The sequence below is a fragment of the Rhizobium chutanense genome, from assembly GCF_002531935.1.
In the GTDB taxonomy this organism is placed as follows: domain Bacteria; phylum Pseudomonadota; class Alphaproteobacteria; order Rhizobiales; family Rhizobiaceae; genus Rhizobium; species Rhizobium chutanense.
This window is the reverse complement of record NZ_NWSV01000066.1, coordinates 1-3,339: the sequence shown is the minus strand read 5'-3', so window position 1 is coordinate 3,339 and position 3,339 is coordinate 1. Positions and strand designations below refer to the sequence as shown.

The following is a 3,339-nucleotide window of genomic DNA, read 5'->3' as shown; positions in this document are numbered from 1 at the left end:
AGATGGGTGATATTGTTGGGCACGGTGCTGCCGAACTCCGACGCCGCAACCTTCTTCAAGCCGTCCAGATCGATCTTCAGATCGGCAAACAGGCTGCCGCCGGGCCCGAGCAGCTGGTCGGAATCCACCACCGGCAGGACGGAGCCCAGCCCCTTCAGTTCCCGCTCGGTCTTGTCGCCTGCCAGTCCCATCCGGATCAGGCCATCGAGCGCCGTCGTCGGATCGGAGATCGTCGGCAGCACGTTCTTGTCGAAGAATTCGGCATAGGCCTTGTCGGCGATCGCCGAGCGGCTCTTCACGAAATCGTCGGGAAGCACCATGGAATAAAAGCCGAGTGCGGCGTTATATTCCTTGAGAATGGTGGTGACGTCCTTGCCGGATTTCAGGCCGTCGTTCAGCAGGCCGCCATTGACGATGTCGTGCTCGAAGGCATCCTCGACCTTCTGACGCAGGTCCTTCATCTTCTCATCGCGCGTGATCGTATCGTTGATGATCTCGGAGGCGTCCTTGTTCGTGTCGGCCGGTGCGACGCGATAACCGGAGAAGATCAGCTTGAAGGCCTTCAACGCCTTCTCGGTCATCAGCGAGTTGACATCGGGGTCCGAGCCCAGGATGGCGATCGACTTGTCGAGATCCTTCAGGATCTCCTGGTCGTTATAGATGCCGCGCTGGTTGTCGCCGAGGCTGTCCTTGTATTTGCCGAAGGTCGCCTTGGTCTGAAGCAGATCGAGATACATGATCAGCTTCTGCTCGGCGGTATAGTTCTGAGGATTTTTGACGACGTCGATGCTTTCGAAGGACTTGTCCTTGTCCTTCAGCCCTTCCATGAAACCCTGGTTGATCTCGTTCATGAAATCGGAATTGAACAGGAGATCGATGACGGACTGGATCGGCGCGGTCGGGCTGGAATCGCCGTTCGATGTAGCGGCGAGCGAAACGAACTTCGGGCTGGTCGTCTGTGCCGATGTCGACGAGAAAATCGTCAGGCCCGCCGTTGTCGTCCCGTCAGAGGCAAAAGGCGATGTCTTCTTGACCGCAATGCTCGTGGTCTTGCCCTGGCTTGCGGAATTGTCGGACTTCGAACTGGAATCGGCATTTAGCCGGAGAAAAGAAACCGTATCGGTATCCGAGGATGTTGGCGCGATCGATGACATGCGTTCCCTTTGTTTTCTTTTCCGCTTTTTTACGGATGACGTCATTTACCTTACGTTAGGCATAAAAACGATCTTTGAAAAATAATTCAAGTCTGGGATGCAGAGATCGACGGAGGCCTATCGGTTTTCCTTCGCGATTTGGACAGTCCGGGAAATTGCGGGCGGTTGACGCGGCCGCGCCGGTGCAGGGTCTCACGCGCCGGGACCGATCGATGACGAAGAGATTTGCGGACAGTGGAGCTCCTCTCGGAGAAGAAGCTATCGCTGCAACACTCGCTTGCATCGATTTATGATGGAAGCACCGCGGCGCTTCGGGAGGCGGCCATCTCTCGACGGCGGAAGCCGCGATGCATCACCAGATGAACGACGGATCCGGCCGGAACTCGAGGTGCACGGACTCGCCCGTGTATCGCTCCAGCTTCTCGTTCAGCTGTTTCTCCATCTTGTCGAGCTTCTTCACGCCGTTGGCCATATCCCACAGGCCGAGGGCCAGCCCGACACCTGAAGCAACGAGGCCGGTGACCAGTCCGGCCGCGGCAAGGCCGGCTTTGGCGGCGTTGCTGAAGATGGTCACCACTTCGGGCGCCACTGTTCCGAGCCCCGAGAAGGCGCGGGACATGGCATTGGTCAGATAGAGCATCGCCTCGGAGAAGCCGATGAGCGCATTGCCGGTGCCGGCAATGCCGCCGATGATTTCGAGCGCGCCCTTGGCGCGGTCGCCGGCCTTCATTGACCGCGATGCCGAGTAGAAGCCGAGGCCGGCCATGGCGAGGCCGCCGGCCGCGCCGAGGATCTTGCCGGCCGCTTCCATCGCCTTGGGCGAGAAGCTCATCGAGATGCCCTTGCCCCAGCTGCCAGGCTCATTGCCGAAGGCGCTGAACGGCTTGCCGGCAACGTCGAGGTTCTTGCCGAGCCCCTCCATCGTCATGCCGACGATCTGCGTCGCCGAGCCGACCGCGGCGGCGATATCGGCCGACGTCCACTTGCCGCCCACGCCGAGGCCGCGCGCCACCAGCACGCTCGACATGCTGAGCATCTGGACGGCATGGACGAGGCCGGCCTTGTAGACCTCGGCATCGATGCCGGCGGGTGTCCGGGTCTGGCGCGGCAGATCGAGCGAATCCTTGAAGGAGGCAAGCGCGTCGTCGAGCTTCATGCCGCCGCGCACCATGCGCAGAACGCCGTCGACGTCGCGCGCTATGTCCTGCGCCAGGTTCTGTTTCAGCTTCTCGCCATCCGCCGGGCCGTTCTGGCTGATGAAATCCTGGGCAAACTGGTTTGCCAGCTGGCTGATGGCGTCGTTCGTCGCGCCGGGCACGAAGGTGTCATCCGGTCCCGACAGCAAGGGCTGCAGATCGACGCCCTGGCCGTCGCCGATATAATGTTCCTTGACGATGTTCGAGAAGGTGACGTTGGCGGCGTCGAGATGCGCATCGATGTAATCCTGGGGCAGGAGATCGACGAGTGTGTTGAGTTCGGAATAATAATCCTTCAGCGCATCCTCGAAGCTCTTGCCGGCGGCAAGCGCCCGGTCGATCGCCTTGCCGCCGCCGATATCGATCAGGTAGGCGTCTTCGATGTTGGTGAGCAGATCGGAATTTTCCGGGCGCTGCAGATATTCCTTCATGCCGCTTGCGAAGATATCCGAGAGATGCTGCTGTGTCGCAGGATCAGCCGTCAGCTTTTCGATCCGCGCATCGAGATCCTTGCCGACACGCTCGCCATCCGGCACGCTGTCGCCATACTGGCTCATATAGCCGTTGAACTGCTGCTTGATCTCGATGAGATCGTAAAGCAGGGTCGCCTTCTGCTCCGGCGTCAGCTGGTCGAGGTGGTCCATATTGTCGGGCGCGACGAAGTCCCGGTTCACGTCCTTCACGGCGTCGCCGAGAATGCCGTATTTGAGTTCGTCGAGCTTCTTCAGCGTCGGTTCATAGGCGGTCGACGGAACGTAGCCGCGCAGCACCTTGCTTTCCAGGATATCGTTCTCATCGATCGGCCGCTGCACGACCGGCTCGATGGCATCCGAGCCCGACATGGAAAGCCCCATCTTCTTGAGGCTCGACGTCAGATATTCGCTGTCGATATAGGGCAGGTCGAGCGCCTGAATGGTCTTGCTCCAGCCATTATCCTTGGTGCCGAACATGCGCTCGGCGATCCAGGCATCGCCGCCGCTGCCAATGAA

Annotated in this window: 2 protein-coding genes and 1 pseudogene; 1 reads left to right on the top strand and 2 read right to left on the bottom strand. The window is 60.0% G+C overall.

Annotated elements, in window-relative coordinates; genetic code table 11:
• Window positions 1-851: pseudogene (locus CO666_RS33200) on the bottom strand (hypothetical protein); the annotation flags it as partial.
• Window positions 852-876: 25 nt separating this feature from the next.
• Between CO666_RS33200 and CO666_RS34825 the strand changes: the two are divergent.
• Window positions 877-1,239, top strand: a complete 363-nt coding sequence (locus CO666_RS34825; protein WP_245436923.1) for a hypothetical protein — start codon at window positions 877-879, stop codon at window positions 1,237-1,239.
• Between the two features lie 267 nt (window positions 1,240-1,506).
• Here CO666_RS34825 and CO666_RS33195 read toward each other — a convergent pair.
• Window positions 1,507-3,339 (bottom strand): hypothetical protein (locus CO666_RS33195; protein ID WP_143540423.1); only part of this gene is annotated, 1,833 nt, incomplete at its 5' end.